This window comes from Shewanella denitrificans OS217 (assembly GCF_000013765.1).
In the GTDB taxonomy this organism is placed as follows: Bacteria; Pseudomonadota; Gammaproteobacteria; order Enterobacterales; family Shewanellaceae; genus Shewanella; species Shewanella denitrificans.
On sequence record NC_007954.1, the window covers coordinates 224643 to 244198 of the forward strand.

The 19556-nt window shown below is 43.6% G+C and carries 20 protein-coding genes and 1 pseudogene; 11 read left to right on the plus strand and 10 right to left on the minus strand.

Features of this window, described 5'->3' with window-relative positions; genetic code table 11:
• The first annotated feature begins 84 nt into the window (after positions 1-84).
• The gene (locus SDEN_RS01090) at positions 85-411 is read left to right on the plus strand and encodes a DUF5992 family protein (RefSeq protein WP_011494668.1); all 327 of its coding nucleotides are present in this window, start codon (positions 85-87) and stop codon (positions 409-411) included.
• Between the two features lie 241 nt (positions 412-652).
• Positions 653-1408, plus strand: a complete 756-nt coding sequence (locus SDEN_RS01095) for a glycosyltransferase (protein WP_011494669.1) — start codon at positions 653-655, stop codon at positions 1406-1408.
• Between the two features lie 64 nt (positions 1409-1472).
• Here the strand turns inward: SDEN_RS01095 and SDEN_RS01100 are convergent, their stop codons facing one another.
• Entirely contained in the window at positions 1473-2228 is a 756-nt protein-coding gene (locus SDEN_RS01100) for a glycosyltransferase family 2 protein (protein WP_011494670.1), read from the minus strand.
• Between the two features lie 185 nt (positions 2229-2413).
• Here SDEN_RS01100 and SDEN_RS01105 point away from each other — a divergent pair, with 185 nt between their 5' ends.
• Genes SDEN_RS01105 through SDEN_RS01115 form a run of 3 tightly spaced genes read left to right on the plus strand, consistent with a single transcriptional unit; the run spans position 2414 to position 5193 of the window.
• Entirely contained in the window at positions 2414-3184 is a 771-nt protein-coding gene (locus SDEN_RS01105) for a glycosyltransferase family 25 protein (protein WP_011494671.1), read from the plus strand.
• A 16-nt stretch (positions 3185-3200) separates the two neighbouring features.
• Positions 3201-3707: a pantetheine-phosphate adenylyltransferase gene (gene coaD, locus SDEN_RS01110; protein ID WP_011494672.1), complete on the plus strand. Its 507-nt coding sequence runs from the start codon at positions 3201-3203 to the stop codon at positions 3705-3707.
• Between the two features lies 1 nt (position 3708).
• Positions 3709-5193, plus strand: coding sequence for a capsule assembly Wzi family protein (locus SDEN_RS01115; protein WP_011494673.1), 1485 nt, complete (start codon positions 3709-3711; stop codon positions 5191-5193).
• 83 nt (positions 5194-5276) lie between these two features.
• On the opposite strand, the gene mutM is transcribed toward SDEN_RS01115, so the two are convergent.
• The 5 genes and pseudogenes from mutM to SDEN_RS01140 form a co-directional block, all read right to left on the minus strand.
• Complete coding sequence (gene mutM / locus SDEN_RS01120; RefSeq protein WP_011494674.1) at positions 5277-6092, minus strand: bifunctional DNA-formamidopyrimidine glycosylase/DNA-(apurinic or apyrimidinic site) lyase; 816 nt, start codon at positions 6090-6092, stop codon at positions 5277-5279.
• Positions 6093-6587 carry a hypothetical protein gene (locus tag SDEN_RS01125; protein WP_011494675.1) on the minus strand — a complete coding sequence of 165 codons (495 nt, stop codon included), beginning with the start codon at positions 6585-6587 and terminating at the stop codon, positions 6093-6095.
• 137 nt (positions 6588-6724) lie between these two features.
• Positions 6725-7258 (minus strand): annotated as a pseudogene (gene mobB, locus SDEN_RS01130) (molybdopterin-guanine dinucleotide biosynthesis protein MobB); the annotation flags it as partial.
• Positions 7255-7881, minus strand: a complete 627-nt coding sequence (gene mobA, locus SDEN_RS01135; protein WP_011494677.1) for a molybdenum cofactor guanylyltransferase MobA — start codon at positions 7879-7881, stop codon at positions 7255-7257. The gene mobA and the pseudogene mobB, both read right to left, overlap by 4 nt.
• 312 nt (positions 7882-8193) lie before the next feature.
• On the minus strand, positions 8194-8853 hold the full coding sequence (locus SDEN_RS01140) for a 7-cyano-7-deazaguanine/7-aminomethyl-7-deazaguanine transporter (protein WP_011494678.1): 660 nt from the start codon (positions 8851-8853) through the stop codon (positions 8194-8196).
• A 470-nt stretch (positions 8854-9323) separates the two neighbouring features.
• On the opposite strand from SDEN_RS01140, the gene SDEN_RS01145 reads away from it, so the two are divergent.
• Positions 9324-10526 (plus strand): HD-GYP domain-containing protein, encoded by a 1203-nt coding sequence (locus tag SDEN_RS01145; protein WP_011494679.1) that lies wholly within the window; start codon positions 9324-9326, stop codon positions 10524-10526.
• 121 nt (positions 10527-10647) lie between these two features.
• Positions 10648-10797 (plus strand): hypothetical protein, encoded by a 150-nt coding sequence (locus tag SDEN_RS20410; protein ID WP_157599807.1) that lies wholly within the window; start codon positions 10648-10650, stop codon positions 10795-10797.
• A 42-nt stretch (positions 10798-10839) separates the two neighbouring features.
• On the opposite strand, the gene SDEN_RS01150 is transcribed toward SDEN_RS20410, so the two are convergent.
• Both SDEN_RS01150 and SDEN_RS01155 read right to left on the minus strand, forming a co-directional pair.
• Entirely contained in the window at positions 10840-11787 is a 948-nt protein-coding gene (locus SDEN_RS01150) for a YeiH family protein (RefSeq protein WP_011494680.1), read from the minus strand.
• Between the two features lie 177 nt (positions 11788-11964).
• Entirely contained in the window at positions 11965-12474 is a 510-nt protein-coding gene (locus SDEN_RS01155; protein ID WP_011494681.1) for a malate synthase, read from the minus strand.
• 165 nt (positions 12475-12639) lie between these two features.
• On the opposite strand from SDEN_RS01155, the gene SDEN_RS01160 reads away from it, so the two are divergent.
• The 4 genes from SDEN_RS01160 to SDEN_RS01175 all read left to right on the plus strand — a co-directional run bounded on the left by SDEN_RS01160 (position 12640) and on the right by SDEN_RS01175 (position 17634).
• Complete coding sequence (locus tag SDEN_RS01160) at positions 12640-14166, plus strand: DUF3612 domain-containing protein (protein WP_011494682.1); 1527 nt, start codon at positions 12640-12642, stop codon at positions 14164-14166.
• Positions 14167-14307: 141 nt separating this feature from the next.
• Positions 14308-14973, plus strand: a complete 666-nt coding sequence (locus tag SDEN_RS01165) for a biliverdin-producing heme oxygenase (RefSeq protein WP_041405624.1) — start codon at positions 14308-14310, stop codon at positions 14971-14973.
• Between the two features lie 5 nt (positions 14974-14978).
• Positions 14979-15479, plus strand: coding sequence for a bacteriophytochrome-like protein (locus SDEN_RS01170; protein ID WP_011494684.1), 501 nt, complete (start codon positions 14979-14981; stop codon positions 15477-15479).
• On the plus strand, positions 15448-17634 hold the full coding sequence (locus SDEN_RS01175; RefSeq protein WP_198134621.1) for a bifunctional diguanylate cyclase/phosphodiesterase: 2187 nt from the start codon (positions 15448-15450) through the stop codon (positions 17632-17634). Before SDEN_RS01170 ends, SDEN_RS01175 begins: the two co-directional genes overlap by 32 nt.
• Before the next feature lie 192 nt (positions 17635-17826).
• On the opposite strand, the gene SDEN_RS20415 is transcribed toward SDEN_RS01175, so the two are convergent.
• Together SDEN_RS20415 and yrfG are read right to left on the minus strand one after the other, a co-directional pair.
• A complete protein-coding gene (locus SDEN_RS20415; RefSeq protein ID WP_157599808.1) occupies positions 17827-17988 on the minus strand; it encodes a hypothetical protein in 162 nt (53 codons plus the stop codon).
• Positions 17989-18427: 439 nt separating this feature from the next.
• Positions 18428-19102 (minus strand): GMP/IMP nucleotidase, encoded by a 675-nt coding sequence (gene yrfG, locus SDEN_RS01180; RefSeq protein ID WP_011494686.1) that lies wholly within the window; start codon positions 19100-19102, stop codon positions 18428-18430.
• Between the last annotated feature and the right edge of the window lie 454 nt (positions 19103-19556).

Sequence of the window (19556 nt, forward strand, 5' to 3'; positions counted from 1 at the left end):
AGTCCAGCTTATCGCGGCCCCAATTTAAAATTGGCATCAAGCCATGCACTTATTATTTGAATTCAAACATTTGAGGATTTAAAAATGAAATATCTAAAATTATTAGCCGTTACTTGTCTCTTGCTGCCAAGCTTTGCCTCGGCGGGTGAGTTAACAATAGGCGCGACGGTGCTGGAAGTGGCTACCAATGCGACCGGTAGCGGTAAGAATTTTGCCATCAAAGTTGAAGGTGGTGTAGGGCCTTGCAATGGCTGGATATACTTTTTGGAGGACAGTGCCGCGTCTGCGGCTACCTATTCACAAGCATTTTCCATCGCATTAACGGCCCTGAGTAGCGATAAAAAAGTCAGGGTGCATAACTTTACTGACGACGCTTGTACCGGCGCGCGATTTATTTCCATCAGCAAATAAAAGCCTTAGGTACAAAGTTACAGCGACGAAAACACAGCTTAAACATGAACTAAAAGCGACTGAATCTTGGTTGTAATATTAAGCATTTGGTTAATGGCGAATCTCGAAAGGGGTGATTAACGGTGCCACCTAGCGTAACAATTTTGTGCAAAATAAGGCTATCTTGCCTTGCTCTAGTACAAAGGCTCACATAGACTCGTCTTCAGCATGGGTTGTAAGCATACAAAAGTAAGGTGAAAGCGTGGAAACTAAAAGTGTCTCATTTGTACTAACTAGCTGTAATCGATTTGATTTATTAGAAGAAACCTTAATCAGCTTTTTTAAGTTTAATACTTACCCTATTGCCCAATACATTATTATTGAGGACAGCCATAATCTCGATAAGCTCAACAAGGTGCTGGCTAAGTTTCCTGATGTGGATTTTGTGGTGCTCAATAATGAGCCGCAGCTGGGTCAAATGAAAAGCATAGACAGGGCTTATAGTAAGGTGACTTCTGACTATATCTTCCATTGCGAAGATGATTGGGAGTTTTACCGCAAAAGCTTTATTGAAGATTCTTTTAAAGTATTAGACACGGATGAGAAAGTGGTCACTGTGTGGCTGCGTGAGCAAGATGATACTAACGAGCATCCGGTGGAAGCTGAGCTATTTGAATGTAAGGACCCAGAAGGGCGCAGTTATCAAATTATGCAGCGCAATCACCAACGCCGGGCTAACTCAGCCCTGTGGCATGGCTTTACTTTAAATCCAGGTCTTCGCCGCACTAAGGATTACCAACTCATCGCACCCATAGGTGAGATGGGGGGGGAGCATGCCATGAACGAAATTTATTTCCAACATGGCTTTAAAGGGGCGATATTTCCAACGGGTTATGTGCGCCATATCGGCTACCACAGAGGCATACGTTATAAAGTGGGCCAAAGTAAACTGGCGAAAGATTTCTCAGTAGGTTGGAAGCGTATTAAAGCAAAAGCCTGCCAGCTTTTGGGTATCTAACATCTTTAGTTATGACCAAATAAAAACGCCCTCAAATGAGGGCGTTTTTATGGGACAAAGGTTTTCAGTTAGGCTTGTTTTGATGATTTTCAAACAGTTTAGCTTCTTTGAGGAAGGCGTAATAGGCTTCCATGACCGCCAAGATAAAGCCGCGGCGACCTGAGAATAGTTTACGTTGCAACAGGTACTCTTTGATAAAGACCAAGGGGAAGATAAGGAACAGCTTAAGGTGAGAAAAAGATTTACCTTTAACAAATTTCTCATCGGCTTTTAGGGTCGAGTACGTGTTGTTTTTATTGGTGATGGCGGCAATGGAGTCATAACCGTAATGGTCGAACACTTGATTGATGAAGATTTCCTTGCCATCCACTGTGGCGCTTTCATGGGCGAGACGTGAGTCATCGAAGAAGGATTTAGACTTCTTATAGAGCCTGTGATTGTTGGGCTTTTTGCTTAAGCTAGATAATGGTTTGCCAATAAAAATATCGTTACGCCAGAACCGCACACTGTCAGCCTTGTCTTGCTCGATAATCTCTTTAAAGGCGGCAATTAATTGTGGATTAATGGCTTCATCACCATCTAGATTCAATACCCACTCATTACGGCACAAAGACATGGCATATTGCTTTTGCTTAGCATAGCCTTGCCATTCATGACTGAAAATGGTCGCGCCAAATTGCTGCGCGATCGAAAGTGTTTTATCTGTGCTGCCAGAATCCACCAATATCACTTCATCCATGTCTTTGACGCTAGCTAGGGTTTTCGCTATGTGCTTCTCTTCGTTTTTGGTGATGATGAATACACTGATAGGTAATGTCATGGATGATGGCTTAATAGTTAGCAAATAAGACGACGATTATAGCAAATAGCGCTTATTTATGAAGCCATTACTTGTTGGGTGATACTAGGCTATTTGATTGCTCGGAACTTATGATCTCAAAACTGAGCTATGGCAAAAAACTGTGTTAAAATGCGCCTTTGCAAAATTAACTGTGGTTGGCTTCCATGAGCTTTAAGATTTTTGTCATTAACTTAGATTCCAGTGTCGATAGAATTGAAAATATGCAGGCTCAATGCAGCAAATTGGGCATAGAGTTTGAGCGTGTATCTGCCGTGCGAGGCAAAAATTTATCAAGCGCTGAAAAAGCGGCCGTGTATAACCGCGATGTGAACTTGGCTAAATATGATAAAGAGCTTAATGACGGTGAAATCGGCTGTTACATGAGCCATGCTCGCTGCTGGGAGCAAATCCTTATTCAAAAACTGGATTATTCATTGATTCTAGAGGATGACGCGATCCTTACGCCTGAGATTACTGCCTATATCGCCAAGCTTGCCGATTCCACCTCGGAATGGGATTACATTAAGCTGTCCCATGGCCGTAAACCTAAGAATATTCTTAATGCCATCGACTTGGGTGATGGCTTGTCTTTAGGCCAGTGCATTAAGCTACCTTCCACCACCACAGGGCAGTTTGTCTCTCAAACGGGGGCCAAAAAATTACTCCAGCATGCTTATCCTATCGCTAGGCCTATCGATATAGACATTCAGTTTTGGTATGAAAAATCCTTGCGAAGCTTCGTGGTACGCCCTTTCCCGATTTTAAATGGCGACTTTGGCAGTGAAATTAATCAGGTGACCGATAGACGTCAGGTGGATAAGCGCCAATTTGCCCGTATTTGGCAGAAAGCCAAATTTGAATTGAATTTGCTGTTACATCGTGGTCGCCTAGGTGCTTTACCTCAAAGCCTAGTCAAACAAGCAAAGACTAAATAAACAAGGAGCGTTGATTATGCACAGAAGAGCCATTTATCCGGGTACCTTTGATCCTGTGACCAATGGTCATGCGGACCTCATTGAACGGGCCGCAAAGCTATTTAAACATGTCATTATCGGCATCGCCGCTAACCCTTCTAAGCAACCTAGATTCACCCTAGAGGAGCGAGTCGAACAGCTCACCCTAGTCACTGCGCACCTTGATAATGTTGAGGTGGTTGGTTTTAGTGGCTTGCTGGTGGACTTTGCCCGAGATCAAAAGGCCAGTGTGCTAGTGCGTGGTCTCAGGGCCGTGTCTGATTTTGAGTATGAGTTTCAGCTGGCCAATATGAATCGCAGGCTAAGCCCAGATCTTGAAAGTGTGTTTCTCACACCGGCAGAAGAAAACTCATTTATTTCGTCAACCTTAGTCAAGGAAGTCGCCTTACATGGCGGTGATGTTAGTCAATTTGTTCATCCACAAGTGGCCTTGGCCCTTAAAGAAAAAATAGCAGCAATGAAAGCGAATAAAGGTAATAAGTAGTATGAAAAAAGGATTTTTAGTCACAAGTTTACTGGCAGCATTAGGCATGGTATCTAGCGCTCAGGCTGCACCTTGGGTCGACGCCAGCGATATATATTTACGCGCCGACATTCAGGCCTTAGCGGATGCGGGTTTTATCAAGGTGCCTGTGAATACCTACCCGTTAATGTGGTCGGGGATCGGAGAGAATTTGGCCAAAGTTGAGCCTTCTTTGATGAGCCCTGCACTGATGGATGCCTTTGCCAGAGTGAATTTTTATTACCAAAATGCCATCAATAACCGTGGCAATAGAAGCATGAAACTGGCAACCGCCAGTGAGTCGGCGCGCTTCCAGCATTTTGGTTCAGATTATCGTGAAAAAGCCGCGCTTTCTGGCTCCACTGAGTACCTAGGTGAGCGCTTTGCCTTTAAGGCTTCGGCATCGATGAATTATCATCCCGATGATGATAAAAACCTGCGTTTAGATAATTCTTATATCGCCATGATCTTAGGTAACTGGGTATTTACCGCAGGAGCCATTGAGCAATGGTGGGGCCCAGGTTTTGATACTGCGCTGCACAAGTCGACTAACGCGCGGCCAATGCCATCGTTGATGATGAGTCGTAATAATGCCAATGCATTTGAAACCCCTTGGCTGTCTTGGATGGGCAGTTGGAACTTGACTGCGGGCATAAGTGTCGCGGAAAAAGAGCGTTTTGCACCGCGAATGCTGTTGTGGAACATGCGCGCCTCGGTAAAACCTGTGCAGCAATTGGAAATTGGCCTCTCTTGGACCACGCAGTTTTGTGGTAAAGGCCAGGAATGTGATTGGGATGTAGCACTAAAATCCATCACAGGTCAGCGTGATTGCCGAGCAGATAGTGCCGATGTTTTTGGTTGTACCAATTATGGAAACCAGATGGCAGGTTTCGATGTGCGTTACGGTGATATTTGGTTTGATGTACCCGTGGGCATATACCTTGAGCGTACCTGTGAAGACTCCTTGGGCGACCCTTGGCAAATTACCGACTGCGGTAAAATGGTCGGGGTAGACACTCGATTTAACTTTGCAAAACAGCAATATAAGTTATTCGCAGAATACACGGATACCTTAGTGTATTGCGGTGCGGACGCTAATAGCTTTAACTGTTTCTATGAACATAGCACTTATTTGAGTGGTAATCGTCATTATGGCCGCGCCTTAGGTAGCACTTATGACAGTGATGCCAACACCTATGTACTGGGCCTTATTGGCCAATTTGCCAATAGCCAAGGCTTTACCGCCTTGCTGCGTTACGCCAAACTCAATGATGACGGAAGCAATCGTGGTGGGAATTGGGCGCCACAGCCATTGAAAGAAGACTTAACCATGGCAGAAGTCTCTTATCGCTTACCTATGCTCAAGGGCATGGTCACGGTTGGCGGTACAGTCTCTCAATCTAAATTTGTCACTGAGAAAGATGAAACTAATGCTTCTATCTTTGGTACTTACGAGTATAAATTTTAACAGCGACCTTGAGTTAGCTTGATGAGCAAAAAAGGCTTCACTGGTGACAGTGAAGCCTTTTTGTTGAACTCGAAACTATTACACTATTTTGTTTGGCACAGGCCGCAAAAGACTGTGGTGCGTTGGCCAAGGCGAATTTCACTGAGCAGGTTGCCACAATGAGTGCAGCTTTTACTTCCTCGACCGTAGACATGCAGTTTTTGGGCAAAGTAGCCGGGTTTGCCATCAGCATTAGTAAAATCCTTCAAGGTGGTGCCGCCTTGCTTGATGGCCTGAGCCAGAATTTGTTTTACCTCAACCACCAGTAGCGTCAGCTTTTCAATATCTATTTTTCCCGCTTCGGATTCAGGATGTATGCCAGCTGCAAACAAGGCTTCATTGGCATAAATATTACCGACGCCCACTACAATATGGTTATCCATCAGGCAAAGTTTAATGGCTTTCTTCTTGCCTTTTAGGGCTGTTAGCAACTGCAGTGGATTAAAAGCCTCGCTTAGTGGCTCAGGGCCGAGCTTTGCCAGTAAGGGGTGAGCTTCTTCAGGGAGTTCATACCAAAGCCAGGCACCAAAACGCCTAGGGTCATTAAAGCGCAGCATGCGGCCATTGGCTAACACTAAGTCAATATGATCGTGCTTCTCAACCGGGGTGTTTCTTGGCAGAATGCGCAAACTGCCGGACATGCCTAAGTGCACTATGGTTATCCCAGCCTCGGTATCTATCAGCAAGTATTTGGCTCTGCGCCTGACACTGAGTATGGTTTGGCCGACAATATTGTGAGCAAGATCTGGCACCGGCCAACGCAAAGAAGCGTTGCGGACAATAAGCTCTACGACGGTTTGATCAACAAGGTAAGGGGCTATACCTTGACGAGTGACTTCAACTTCCGGGAGTTCTGGCATTTAAGGTTGAGTTTCCAATATGAGGCTGGGGTTCAATGAGCCGCGAAGGCTTGGGGGCACAAGATACCATTGACTGCTGGGAGAGACTAACCAACCTTCAGGGGCATAATAAAGCCATAGTTGTGGCTCATTACTCTGGTTAATACTCAGCAGCAATTCTTGTGGCTTAGTGCTAGATTGAGGTTTTTCTGTCAGTGCTGATACTTGCACTTGGCTCCACGCCTCAGCCCAGATTTGGCAATTAAGCACTCGCTCGTCACATTGCCACTCTTGTGTGACATGTTCATCTTGGTTAAGTTGGCCTTGACTGAGTGGAACACGAGCAAGCCAGATACCACTGAGTTGTAATTGGGTTAATCGATTCTGTTCATCGAACAGTGGCGCAACATCTGCGGGCACATCGCTGGTTTGCTTATTCATAAAAGACAACACCAGCACCATAAAAACACAGGCACCAATAATAATGTTGTTCCACTGCTTACGAGAAAGGGCCATAGGTCTCCAAGGGGCATGGGTAGAGTGTTTTTATTGTACCCACAGATGCAACGCCTTGGAACAGCAATATAAGACTGAATTTGAATGACAGCTAACTAGTGGACTTATGCATACGGGTATTGGCTTTATTGTTTGTTATAGCCGCTTTGATACTCAATAACGAAGTCGGCAATCTGGCTGATGTTATTAATGTCTAAGCGGGTTAGTGCTGAGGGTGTTTGGGTATCTGCACAGCAAGCTATGGCGATGATGTGTTCATCTTGAGTGTGAATAAAAGGTTTGTTGTGGGCAGCTCTGTGTAACTCTATTTTTGGCAAGGCGAGTTTTTTAAAGCCTTCTACTAATACGATATCGGCTTTACTGGCATCGAGCTGACGTAATAGGTGAGCGAGATCGGGATCGCCCTCAGTAGGCGCTTCGGTCATTAATGCCCAGCGCACATGTGAGGCGACTAATACCTGCTGGGCACCCGCTTTTCGCATCTCATAGCTGTCCTTGCCGGGCGTGTCGACATCGAAATCATGGTGAGCATGCTTAAGCACTGCAAGCCTTAGGCCGCGGCGATTCAACTCAGGAATAAGTTGGGTCAATAAGGTGGTTTTACCTGTGCCGCTATAAGCGCAAAATCCTAGCACGGGTATCGTCAGAGGATTGATGAAAGCGATAGTCATGATAGATGGCTCCGAGTACTGAGTTGAGCGATTTGCTCATGGGTATTGATGTTCATGAAAGCGTCAGGATTATCAGTAAAAGCACACACGCTAAAGTGCTGATTTCGATACCAAGCACCCAGTTTTCGCTCGCCAGCATCCAAATAGTCCTGAATTGATTGGGCAAGGTTTGCTTTGAGTAATAGCACCACAGGTTGCTCTTGCTCGCCATCACTGGCGACCACTATGTCGGTTTGGCTATCTCCCATACAAGCTTGCATGCGCGAGACTAAATCTAGTGGAAGCCAAGGGCAATCACAGGGCACAACCAGTAAGATGCTGTCATTTAAGTGATTTAAGGCGCTTAATATGCCTGCAAGGGGTCCCATAAATTCTTGATTTTCATCTGGGATAACGTCATAACCTAAGGCTTGGTAAGCATCTAAATTACGGTTAGCATTGATCACTAGGCTGTCAACTTGAGGGCGAATGCGGCCTAAGGTATGAGCTACCATGCTTTGGCCGTTGAATCGCACTAAGCCTTTGTCTTGCCCGCCCATTCTGCTTGCCCTGCCGCCAGCTAAAATCACTGCATTTACCACAATTAACGCCTTTTCTTGGGAGTTTATTGCAGTCTGTCTCATGCTTGGGCTTAGGTCAAAGGCAAGGGGTAAATTTGTGATGGCTAATATAAAAATATCGGGACGAGGCCAAATTTCAGGCAAAAAAAGCCGGGTGATCTAACCCCGGCCACAAAGAGTGTGTGAGCAATGTCGTGCTTGCGAACTTAGCATCGGTTTAAAGATGATGAGGCCTTTAAATGATAACCAAGTTTTGGAACGCAAGTTAACAATAATCATTCTCATTTGTGTTTGCAAGCTATATTTTGACATTAATCGCTTTCTTTACAAAGCAGCGGTTTATGCAGCTCAATTTTATTCAGGCTTTATCTTGATTTATACCTTGGCAGTATCGCTCGTTTCAGTGAGGATTTTATCGGATAAGACTTTTAATAACACACCGTAAACAGGTAAAAATAGCCCAAGGCTGACGATGAGCTTAAAACCGTAGTCGACACTGGCGATTTCAGGCCAATTCGCGGCCATAAAGCTGTCGCTGGATGCATAAAAAGCGACACTGAAAAATACCAAGGTATCGATGAAATTGCCAAACAATGTTGAAGCCGCAGGCGCTACCCACCAAGCTTTTACTCTGCGTAATTGGGCAAATACGCTGATATCGAGCAATTGCCCGACTAAATAAGCCACAAAGCTTGCGAAGGCGATACGAAACACAAAGGTATTCCACTGAGTTATGGTTTCAAGGCCCTGAAAATGTCCCTGGTGAAACAAGACTCCCATGAGGTATGAGATCACTAAGGCTGGCAGCATGGCTTTGAAAATAATACCTCGCGCCGCTTGTTGGCCAAAAATTCGCACTGTGAGATCGGTAGCTAGGTACACAAAAGGAAAGCTAAATGCACCCCAAGTGGTGTGGTAGCCGAAAATCTGAAAAGGTAATTGCACCAAGTAGTTGCTGGCACAAATAATTAAGATATGAAAACTGACCAATAGGATCAGTGCACGCTTAAACTGCGTGGGTGTTAATAACAACATATTGTGGCCTTTTTCATTGGGGTTAGGCGGGGTGAGGGAACCCGCAAGTGAGTATTTAAATGACCAAGCTCATGGCTCAGAGTACATCTTCTAGTCTACTGCTGGCCTAGATATTACCTTCGGCTGTCAGTCAGGGCGTGGGATTATAATGAGACCAGTTTTAGATGCAAGCTTTAATAATGAGCAGTATGAGCCTGCTAAGTTAAAGCAAAGATTCAAATTTCAAGTTTTACCGGTTTCGCTAAGATGATTTACATCATATAGGGAAAACAAATGGTGACTAAAAACTGGATTTTGTTGTGGCTCTGCTAAGCTCTATTCGAGTGGAACATAGATTCAAGTTTTTGGCGTTATGACTGGATTCAGAATAACTTTGGTGAATTTACCTTTACCTCTTAGAATGAGCGGGCTTGAGCGTGACTCAGATCACGTTTTATAAGATGTTGTGGTTTTGTAGGAGTGTGTAGTCCATGAGTAATGAGCTTGAGTCTAATGATGTGATTAAAATATCTGTGAGTCATCTTGCTTTAGGTATGTTCGTTACAGCTATCGACAATGCTAAAGGCGCTCTATCTATTACCAATCCGGGCCAAATAAAGACGCAAGATGCGATTAACAAACTACTGAAAAGCGGCATTAAAAGTGTTTGGGTGGATGTAGAGCGCTCTGCAGATAATTGTGGATTAAAGAAAACATCCGCAGAATCTTTTGAGCCAACAAAAGGCAATCCCCTAGCACGCAAAGCTAAACCGAGTCGTGATAGTAAGCAGGCTCAGGTTAAGGTCATACTTAATGAGGCTAAAAATTTAGTTCGTAAAGTCTTGTCGGAAACCTATGAGGGCAAGGCGGTAGAGGTGGCCCCCTTCGAAGAAATCGCCGATAGGATGATAGAATCTGTGATGGATGATGCCGATGCGATGAAATGCATTTCGGCGTTGCGCACTAAAGATGCCTACCTATTAGAACACTCGGTTAACGTCGCATTTCTGTTGGTAACCTTTGGCAAGCATTTGGGCTTAGACAAAACCATGCTCAAAGAGATGGCCGTGGGAGGTATTTTACATGATATTGGTAAAATCAAAGTGGATAACGAAGTTTTACATAAGCCTGGTAAGTTAACCCCTGAAGAATTTGCGCATATTAAATTGCATCAAGTGTATGCGGTTGAGATCATGGAGCAAACCCAAGGTTTAGCTCAAGTCAGTAAAGATGTGTGTTTGATGCATCATGAGAAACTTGATGGTCGTGGTTATCCAAAAGGTTTAAAAGGTGACGAAATTCCCCTCCATGGGCGCATGAGTTGTATTGTAGATATATTCGATGCGTTAACTGCAACACGTTGTTATAAAGAGGCCATGAGCCCAGCCGCAGCCTTTAAAATCTTGATAAGCTTAACCCCATTTCACTTAGATCAAGCTTTGGTTTATGAGTTTATTCGCTGCGTGGGTATCTACCCTGTTGGATCCTTGGTTCAGCTGTCTGATGAGCGAATAGGCATAGTATGGGAAGCCAAAGATCGTGATGCACTGCATCCTGTGGTGAAGTGTTTTTATTCTCTTAAGCATAAGCGTTATACCGAAGTCACTATGGTCGACTTACGCAAGGCTGAAGTGAACATAGAACGAGGAGTCTCTCCTGGGACGCTAGATGTTGACCCGACTCCTTTCTATTAAGCTGGGTTTGATCACGCCTATCCTTAGTTAATCTAGCTATGTGTTATGAGCAATAGATCTTGGATATGACGGCTCATCTTATTGATAATACGATTTTTGCATTATCAATAAGGAGGGGGAAATGACGGCATCTACACGCGCAAGTGTGATACTACTTATCGCGATATCGGCACTACTTGCCTCTTTTTATACCTCAGGACTCACTCAAGCACTTATCGAACTCAGTGCATTTTTGGGTCTCATGGCCTTGGTCATTCGTGGCCAAAACTAGACTTTCACCCCCTGTATATAGATCTATTGTCCCCAGCCCCTTTTAATTCCTCATCAGCAGTATATAGCCCAAAGATAAACTTCCTATCGCTAGCCAAAGTAATACACCTAAAAGCAAAGGTTTCGGACCAGCGGTTTGCATTTTCTTAAGGGTTATTGATGCGCCAATAAAAAATAAACACAATATTAACAGTTGTTTAGATATTAAAAATAGTATCTGGTAATGCTCGGAAGGGAAATAATGTGCTATAGCTATAGCGACGCAGTAAAACACAATAAAGTAGGGCACATTGAGTTTGCTCTTACTTCCTCCAAACAATAAAGCGCTGAACAAAGCGATAGGAATAATCCACAATGCTCTGGCAAGTTTGATTGTGGTGGCCGTTTTTAGGGCTTCATCGCCAAAGGCTGCAGCGGCGCCTACCACAGACGAAGTGTCATGAATGGCGATAGCGCTCCAGACTCCAAATTCATATTGGCTTAAACTCAGTGAGTGACCTATGGCTGGAAAGATAAATAAGGCCACTGAGTTGAGCATAAACACACAGGCTAAGGCCACGGCAATCTGCTCGCCTTTGGCATTAATGGCCGGTGCGACAGCGGCAATAGCGCTACCACCACAAATTGCCGTTCCCGCACCAATCAAATGACCGGTTTTTCTATCTAAGTTAAGTGCTTTAGTCAGGTAAAAACTTAAGCCGAGCGTGAAAAAAATAGAGCCTACAATCAAACCTAGATTGCCTAAACTCGCTGAAATAGCTTCTGTCACATTAATGCCAAAGCCTAAACCGACGATGGAAACTGCCAGTAATTTTTTGGTAATAAGCGTTAAATTCACCTTCGCTGGGACTAAATTCAAACTCGCTAACGAGAAGCCAAGTACTAAGGCGATGGGAGAGGAGATCAGCGGCGTTAGGCATAAACTTGCTAATAAGAGAAACATCACCCACGGCAGGCTGACATTGTGTTTAATAGGATTGAATTGGTTCATCGGCAAAATTAGTCGCCATCAAAGCGCGGATCAAAGCGTGAATGTAGGCTTGTATGATCCCTTGAATGAGGTCCCGAGTATAACCTTGCTGATGATGATAAGACAGAGAGGGAATGGCAAAACTTGAGCCAAATCCTCGATTAAGGGCTTGGCTCAGGCTTTAGGTAAATATCTAGCTTATAGGCAGTAATCACTGCCATCTTTAGCCGTCACACTTAATGGCCTAGTAAGCATGTCTTGGTTAAGCAGGCTGGTCCATTCTTGAGTGAGCTTGGTATGTGGCATGGTCTGCAGTAATACATCATTGACGCCAGCCAGATCTTGACTACCTAACGGGCCCTGTCGGTCAATATTGATGGCAAGGTGAGTTTTACCATCTTTTAATACTAGGCAGCTTGGCTCGCTCTTGTGACCACTTAATGCCACAAATTGGCGAGGACGTTTAAGGCCACTTTGGCTGCCATCGGCCATAAAGGCAATCAGGTGAGTGTAATACACTAAGTAACTCATCACTTCTAGGTGCGAACCTTGTGAAAGTGGGAAGTGGCGGTCGAGGAATTGTTTTGCTTTTGCACTCGGCGTTGACGTTGCCACCACACCCTGAGTTAAGGCAGCGACGTTGTTTGTCTCTGTATTAGAGTCAAGGTATTGATTAGTCTGAACGTTATTCATTAATGACATATTCATCGCTGTATCCTTTTTAGTCTTGTTGATGCAATTATTTAAGTGATGCTTTCAATTGTGTATGTGCTCAGGCTTAAAATATCGCTTGTTCCCATTGCTTAGTTTGTAGTCTAAAACAATTTTCGCTACAATTTCACAATAAAAATTTTACAGTGTGAATTTTACAAAATGCGTAACGATCAAAGCCTAATGCGAAAGTCTCATTTTTTGGGAACCAAGATACGTAATCTACGTAAACGCAACCATTTGACCATGGAAGACTTGTCGGCGCGCTGCGTGCGCATGGATGCGGGTTCTGCCCCCTCGGTATCCTATTTATCCATGATAGAGCGTGGCAAACGAGTACCAAGCGCCGCTATGCTTAGCGTGATTGCCGCTGTGTTTCAAAAGGAAGTAGAGTGGTTCCTCGATGATGTACCGGAAGAGGCTGCCATTACCCCAGATAAGGGCCGTCATGGGGGGATAAGCGGCATGGCGTTAGAGCCAAGTTTTTTATTTTCTAACGATATCTTACAAATCGCCATCCCTGAAATGTTGTCACAAACCGGGACCACAGGTCGTCAATTCGCCCATTTGTTGATCCGCGCGCATCAGGAGCATCATCAAAACCATTTCCCCGATCTCGAGCGCGCCGCAGAAGAGATTGGCCAGAAGCGCATGCCCCTGAGCGCCGATGATATGCTCGATATCGCTAAGGGTATGGGCCTACGTATCAAGTGGATAGATGCCACTCCCCAAGAAGTCATCGACGAAATGGGGCTGAGTTCCCGTCAGCTGGTCACGTCATTTTTTGAGCCTCCAAGCACCATTTATGTCAATAAAGCCCTAAAAAATAGACCTTACAGGCTGAAATACGACTTGGCCGTGCATATAGGTCACTGCGTTTTACACAATAAAGATGGCCTTAAAAGCGTGATGACCTCTGGACGTAGGGAAGATAGCGCCGATGATGGCACTCAATCTAACTCACTCAATGCTCAGGATATTCTTCATGCATGGCGTGACTTTGAATCAAGCTTTTTTGCCGGAGCCTTACTTTGCCCCAAAGTGCCCTTTAGGCAGCTTTTAGATCGCTGCGGCTATGAAATCGATGTGCATAAACAATTGCAGGTATCGGCGTCGGTGGCAATGCGGCGTATGACTGTGGTATCCCCTTATCCCCATTGGCACTATTTTGATGCCTACGCCCAAGGAAAACTGCAGGCCGTGTATCGAGGCAATGGTATTCCACTGCCTTGGGGCAATATGCGTTTAGTGCAGGACCCTTGTCAGCACTGGGCGGTATTTCGCATGATCAATGAGCCCACAGTCGGAACCTCGGCGCAAATTTCCATTTTGAATGTGGGCAATGAGCCTAGAATTTACTGTTGTGAGTCAATCAAAGTAGAAGATTCCGCCGGTAATGCCCATGTGCTTTGTGCGGGAATTGATCTTAATCCCGCCATTGAAGCTCAAGGTAAAGACGCGCTCACCATAGCTCAGGACTTAAAACAGGCTTGTGTGGATTCAGGGGGATCTGTAGTCATTCCGAAAAACATTAAGCAAGATTTAACCAGTGTCGCCAAAATCCTTAATATCAATTGGATAGAGCGCGGCATTAAAAATGAAGCTCGGCTTATCTGCTCTCGAGGCGGAGTTTGCCCTAGGCAACCCAGTTGCTATGCCGCCGGCCGGCCGCAATGTGATGATGAGTAACTAAAAGCTATATATATTAAGCGAGGCATCATTTGGAACGCTATCGCTGGGAAAGCCGATATGACTGTTACCTTGTACTTTTTTGTTAGCGTATTGAGCGGATAAAGATTTAATCGGTAATAATAATGCTGGCTATACTTTGTGTCTGTTACCAATGATATTGGAGCTTACACCTTGGTTTTCCTTGCCGCCAAACAAAGTCAAGAAATTGATATAAATATAAAAAACAGTCCTGTGACCTCGATGGCTACAGACTATCTAAAACAACATACCCGCGCGTTACATGTTCAACTAGATAACCTCCCATTGTTGGTTGCGCTGGCGAGTCGTCAGTTAGACCGCGAACAGTACCACCAATGCCTTAGTTGTTTTTATCAGGCTTATTCGGTGATAGAAACGACATTAATTTCTAGTCCGCAGAACAAACAACCGGCCTTAGCTTACCAGGCACGCCTTTCCAATTTACGTCATGAGCTCATGCAATTAGGCATGCCTATACCTGGTAGTCATGATGTCCCCCAACTGCAAATTTCCACAGCCGCTCACTATTGGGGTGCGCGTTATGTGCTGGAGGGCAGTGCTTTGGGCGCAAAGTTTTTATTACCTAAAATTCAACTAAGTCTTGAGCTTAGCTCACCGGAGACATTAATTTTTTTTAGCCAGTTATCCCAATTAGCAAACTCTTGGCCTGAGGTAATAACCCACATTAATCAGATAATTATTCTAGATAACCAAAAGAAAGAAGCGTTGGCCGCAGCCAAGAAGACTTTTGAGATTTTTCATTCACATTTTTCGATTAAGGAGTGATTTTTATGGCAAATGGACCTTTTGGGAATTGTAAAATTGCAGAGCTACACAAGACAGATAAAATCCAGTCTTATGGCTGCATGTTGGTGATAGATAGACAAACCAATACCTTGATTGCCTGCTCGGACAATGTGGAGCGTTTTTTATCGTTGACCAGTGACAATATATTAGGCCGTCATTGGGATACCGTGCTTCAGGGCATAGTCTTAGCACAAATGCGTGAGATAAACAGAGGTCAAGACCTCACCATGAGTCGGATGTCCGAAGCAAAGATTAATGGAAAATCCTGTATTATCGCTCATCACAGCGTAAATGAGTGCTGTATTGTTGAGATTGAGTGGGCTAAAGACACTCAAGAGTTAGCCGCAAGCCATGAAAAGGCTGAATTTATCAACAAATTAAAAAAGGCAACCAAGGCAAGAGACTGTGCTCGGATATTGATGGACAAGGTTGCGACTCTAATTGATTTTGACCGTGTACTCTTCGAGGCGGGTTTACACCCTTAATCAACAAAGATTAATCGCCAGTGTGGTGGAGCCAACCAGTTCATTGGTTTTTGTAAACAATAATATCGAATTAGATCTTACTTGGTCTCAACTTAGGGCTGTGCATCCTGTCCATATTCAATATTTGAAAAATTTAGCTGTTGAAGCCTCTTTCAGTGTCTCCCTTGTGTGTAATGGCCAGCTATGGGGATTACTAGCCTGCCATAATATGACTGCTAAATACCTTTCATTTGAAACCAGACAACTATGTGAGGAATTATCACAAATTACCAGTTTGCACATGTCTGGATTACTCAGAGCCGAAATTGATTTTCAGCGCTATCACTACAAGGTGGAGTTTGCCGAGATACGAGGTGCAATGCAGAGCAGTATAGATGCGTTTAAAGCGATCAAGAGTCAAATATCTGAAATTAAAACGTTACTCAATGCTGATGGAATTTGGCACCACATAGATGGGGAAGATTATTATCATGGTCAAGTTCCAGATGAGTTGAGTTTGAGTTTATTAGGCAATTGGTTGGCGCAATTTGATCGCCACCAAGTGATGTCGAGGCACACAGTTGTTGAGGATTTTAAGCAGAACAAAGCCTTAGTCAAATTTGCCAGTGGATTACTGTTTTTACCGCTAAATCAGCAAAACTTTATCGTACTATTTCGCCGTGAAGAAATAGAGACTGTAAATTGGGCTGGTAAACCACAAAGTCACAATGAACAGGACATGTCTACCAGTGCGTTGACACCGAGAAACTCTTTCTTGACCTGGGCCGAGGTCATGGGAGGGCAAGCTAAGCCGTGGAACTTGATTGATATTGAAATGGCTGAAGACATTCGTTGTGAACTCGTCCGGCTGATTGAAAAAAATCAATTAGAAATAATAGCCTTAAAAGATCCACTTACTGGAATCGCAAATCGATTAATGTTTGAAAGAAAGCTCAAATCAGCATTACAGCAAGCCTTGGAGGCTAACCAGCAGTTTGCGATTTATATGATTGACCTAGATAGGTTTAAACCAGTCAATGACACTTATGGTCATGCTGTTGGTGATGAGTTACTCATTCAGGTCACCCAAAGGTTGCAGGCCTTGCTTAGGTGTGAGGATATGGTTGCAAGATTGGGTGGCGATGAGTTTGCTGTCATCCAGCTGGGGATCAGTAATAAAGGTGATATAGAGAGAATAGCCAAGTTGATGGTCGAAGAGGTCAAGCGACCCTTTTTGATTGAAGGAAAAAATATTGAAATTGGTGCCAGTATCGGTATCACAATTTGCCCGCTCGATGCCATAAGCCAAACTGAACTGCTCTTAGGGGCTGACTTAGCCTTGTATGAAGTGAAAAAAAGTGGTCGCAATGGCTTTAAACACTTTGAGCCTAGTATGTTGTTAGAGAAAACTAACGATGAAAGCATTAGGAATCAATTATTGCGGGCTTTTGAAAATAAAGAACTTGAGATGGTTTACCAGCCAATTATCGACAGTCGTTCAAAGAAAATTGTTGGTTTAGAGGCTTTTACGCGTTGGCAACACCCAGTTCTTGGGTTTATTGCTGCACAAGAATTTGTCAGTGCGATAGATAAAAATCACCTTAATCCTGAATTTGTCGATTGGATGCTAATGACGACATTTAGTGACTATCAACAATGGCAAAGGCAGGGGATTGCGTCTATTCCTGTGAGTATTAATTTACGTTCGGATCAATTTCTGTCATTAGATATTGAAAATAAATGTCGCGCTTTAAGTCAGCAATATCAAGTCGCGACAACTTGGCTGAGAATAGACTTAGATGAACCTACACTGGCAATCGATGCTAACCGCAGTGAAATTAAAATTAATGCCTTAGCCCAGCATGGGATTCTATGTAATATCGACCACTTCGGGCAGGGGCTATTATCACTTAAACAACTCACTAAGTTGAAAGTGAACAGTCTAAAAATTGATAGCCGTTTACTAATGGATGATAAGAAAAACATTAAAACTCAAGCTCTGGCGACTATTTTAAAAGCCATCGGTGAGGTGATGAATGTACCAGTTGTGGCCACTAGAGTTGAAAAGCAAGAAGTCATGGCCAAGGCCAAATCAATGGGGATAAATCTAGTGCAAGGGTTTGCCATTATAGAGCCCATGTCTGTGGCTGATGTGTCAGCCTATATGACGAAGTAGTGAGTTTGTCTCATGATGTTAGCGGTTTAACAACGTGCTTATTTCGGTGTGGGTAATATCTGAGAGGCCTCTTTTCTAAAAGGCTTGAGTTTGTTCTAGCTGAAGTATGTGAGGTTTGAAGGTGAAGCAGAGGAGGAGGTTAGTCAAGGGGCGTAAACCCCTTAAGACCAAACATAAAGATAATGACTAAGCTTAACGCTTGTTATTAGCTTTAGTGCTAACTAAAAATGAAAATACGTAAGTACTTAATACCGCGATTAAGCAGCTTTTTTGTAACAGGTCAATGGCTAAGTAACGGCTTTGTTTACGGACTTTATTAAGTGGGGTAAGGATAGATTTCTTTAACTTTGTCATGGGTATTCCTTTTTTGCTCGAAAACAACACTAATGATGACGAACTCATAATCTACTAAAAACATAAGCAATCTGATTATAAGTGTAACTATTAGTGCACTAAGTATTATTTGAACATATTATCAGCCTTATAGCAATTTTAAAGCCGATTTTATGTTCAATATCAGCATTTTGATTTAAGTGATGAGTGGGAAAGCAAGCAAGTGTAGAGTTGAACTTCTCTGCTGAAACTTAGGCTGTGGTGGGGTTTGGCGGTAGTAAAGTCGAGAAGAGTTAGACGATTTTTTTCTCTGGGCTTAGCGGTATTTTCGTCACGGTCCCTAGCAATGATATTGTTTTGTTTGACACTAAGATCATTGTTTGCAGCACTAAGTACAAGTTCAGGAACAGTGTGATGTGCTGAATCTATACTAATTCAGTGATATTCCCCTCGCTTCTTATCAGCTGAGCGGGGTCGAACGTGAATCCATCAAGAGTAAGTGATAATCATCGATGGCAGGGAAGTCGCTGAACCGTTTATTAGGCTTTTTGCTATCTGGATTCATTATGCCAAGCTGGTGGCCAATACCAGCGCGGCGCGATGCGGCGAGGATCACTTCGCTGTCATCAATAAACAGGCAGCGAGCAGGGTCTAAGTTAAATTTTGCCAATCCATGACGCCAAAACTCTGGATGTTCCTTAGGGTAACCCGTTTCATGACTAGATAGGATGGCATCTAATCCCGATGCAAGCTCAGTGTGCTCAAGCTTCAGGCTTAAACTTTTAGGGTGGGCATTAGTAAATAAAATTCGCTTTTTATTGGCTGCCCCCAAGGCTTGTAAAAACGGCATGCTGTCTTGACGCAACTGAATGCGTTCTGCAATGGAGTAATGCAACGTTAAAATATCCAAACCTAATGCTTGCTGCCAATAATCCAAGCAATACCATTCTAAGGTGCCCTGCACCTTTTTATAGGCCTGTTCCACTAAGGTCTTTGCCGCGTGCAGGTGTATATTCCTTTGCTGGCTTAATTGTTGCGGTACTAGTGTAAGCCAAAAATGCGTATCAAAGTGCAAATCCAACAAGGTGCCGTCCATGTCTAAAAGCACAGTATCTATGGTATTCCAATCAAACATTTTGAATCCTATGGTTTGCGACGAGCTAGACTAGAGATAACAATTATTTCAACCTTGTACTTCTAGTATTTTGTGCTATTTACTTATAGCCAGCTATTTGTTTTATTTGCAAGCCACTTAGGTAAAAAGTGGCTATTTGTTAATGTTTCTGTCTAACGATATATTGATAATTGTGACTTGGCTGGAATATTGATTCGTGGCATATTCACGTTTTTTAAAAACATCAGTCAAAAGGTGTATTCGAACACTAACGGCACCTAGTACTTTTTGATTAATAAATGGTCTTAATACTGTTAGCGCAACAATTAAATCCACTATGACGATTGATTAAAACTACTTTAAAGTAGGTTGTTGATTTTTAATCGTTAATGTGAGTGATGGGAAACCGTATATGAGCGACCAAAACTGATCAATGTTTATATTGATAAGCCGGTGTATAACTTGATAAATATTG